The following is a 1,849-nucleotide window of genomic DNA, read 5'->3' as shown; positions in this document are numbered from 1 at the left end:
GTGGTCTTGCCGACACCCCCCTTTTGGTTGGAAATCGTGAGGATGCGCGTTTTCTCGGGCTTGGGCAAGCGATCGGACGCTATGACCTGACGCCGACGCGTCAGCTCAGCTATCTCGCGGGCCAGCGGCGGTGCACCGTCGATCTCTGATGCCGTGCTGCTCATGTGCTGCTCTTCACCAGGATGTTTCACGTGAAACCTTTACGATTGTGATGCGTGAGAAGGACCACCATGGACTACCTCACTGTAGCCCTGATTACCCTCGTGACGTCGTCGAGAACGCCTTCCCCGAGGGTCACTATTTCAATGTCGTGCACGCGGTATTTCTGAATCGCCTTGCCGGCACCGTCTACCTCCATAGACGCGCGCTCCCCCTTCATTAGAAGAAGCTCGCCTCCCGCGCGGAGCAGGGGTGCCGTCAGGGGGATGAGCGTTCGAAAGGCACTCACCGCGCGCGCCGTTACCTGATCGAGTGGATGTTCAAGCCGCACGTCCTCGGCCCGGGCGCGGAGCACGGTCACGTTCTTCAGCCCCAGCGCCCTAGTCTGGTCGTTCAACCACGCAACGCGACGCTCCATCGGCTCGATCAGGATGAACGACACATCAGGGCGGGCAATGGCCAGGACAAGACCGGGCAGGCCTGCGCCCGACCCGACGTCACCGACCACTCCCACGCGGAGTAACGGAGCCATGAGCGCGCAGTTGAGGATGTGCCGACCCCACAATCGCGGAAGTTCAAGAGGACCAATCAAGCCCAGTTCTTCGCCCTGATCAGCCAAATTAGTCGTAAAAGCACGTGCCTGATCTAACTGATCACCGAATAGGGTCGCTGCGGCGGCCGGTTCGACTTCGAGTGCATCTGTCACGAGTAGAACTACACCGCGGTGATGACCGTGTGACGGTCACGACCCTCTCCATGCGACACGGACTGATAGCCACGCGTACCAACGAGATCATGCACGAGCTTGCGTTCGTACGAGGACATGGCCGGCAGGGCCGCCTCCGTGGCGCCACCCTCAATGCGCTCGACGGCGCGGGCGACCAGGGCGGCGAGCTCTGCCTCCCGAGCGTCGCGTGAACCACCAACGTCCAGGATCAGCCGAGAGAACGATCCGGTCTTATTCTGAACCGCCAGGCGCGTCAGCTCCTGAAGGGCATTCACGGTCTCGGGTTTGGAGAGAACCCGGAGGTTATCTTCATCTGACGCGTTGACCGAGATATACGCGCGACCATTGCGCGCATCAATATCGATGTCACCGTCAAGGTCACAGATGTCCAGAAACTCCTCGATGTAATCGGCAGCGATGTCCCCCTCCTGCTCAAGCTGGCTCTGGGTAGGGGAATCGCTGTCAGACTCGACAACCGAAGCGTCACTGGTAGTTACCACGTCGTCCGCGGGCGCCACAGGGGCACTACCGGCCGACTTGTCGGCCAGTGCATCACCATTGATCACATCAAGCTTGTCGGTCACGAGGTCTCGTCTCTCTACTGCTTGGTTCCGGGCTGCTTCTTGGCACGGTTCTTGCTCACCGGCTGCTGACGCTGCGCGGGCTTTTTGGGCTCATCAACAACAATGATGTCACCATCCGACGCGAGCAATTTGCCCTTGCGTGCGAGACGCTCTTCACGCGCCTTGGCGGCCTCGCTGCCGGGCGTCGGCATGTTCCGAATAACCAGGAACTGCTGAATCATCGTCCAGAAGTTCGACGTGAGCCAGTAGAACATGACGCCGAGCGGGAAGGCCACACCGGAGAAGGCGAAAACAAGCGGCAACAGGTAGAGCATGATGCGCTGCTGCTTGAACATAGGGCTCGCCTTGGTCTCGGGCGACATGTTCTTGGAGACAATCT

General features: G+C 60.1%; 3 protein-coding genes. All 3 read right to left on the bottom strand.

Annotated features, from left to right (window positions below):
- Nucleotides 1-235: 235 nt before the first annotated feature.
- A complete protein-coding gene (gene rsmG / locus JF66_RS19190; RefSeq protein WP_035880479.1) occupies nucleotides 236-865 on the bottom strand; it encodes a 16S rRNA (guanine(527)-N(7))-methyltransferase RsmG in 630 nt (209 codons plus the stop codon).
- 8 nt (nucleotides 866-873) lie between these two features.
- A complete protein-coding gene (locus JF66_RS19185) occupies nucleotides 874-1,386 on the bottom strand; it encodes a R3H domain-containing nucleic acid-binding protein (protein WP_051973771.1) in 513 nt (170 codons plus the stop codon).
- Between the two features lie 98 nt (nucleotides 1,387-1,484).
- On the bottom strand, nucleotides 1,485-1,849 hold a 365-nt coding region (locus tag JF66_RS19180; RefSeq protein ID WP_035880478.1), incomplete at its 5' end, for a YidC/Oxa1 family membrane protein insertase.

The organism is Cryobacterium sp. MLB-32 (assembly GCF_000738085.1).
GTDB lineage: Bacteria > Actinomycetota > Actinomycetes > Actinomycetales > Microbacteriaceae > Cryobacterium.
This window is presented reverse-complemented; position numbering and strand designations above follow the sequence as displayed.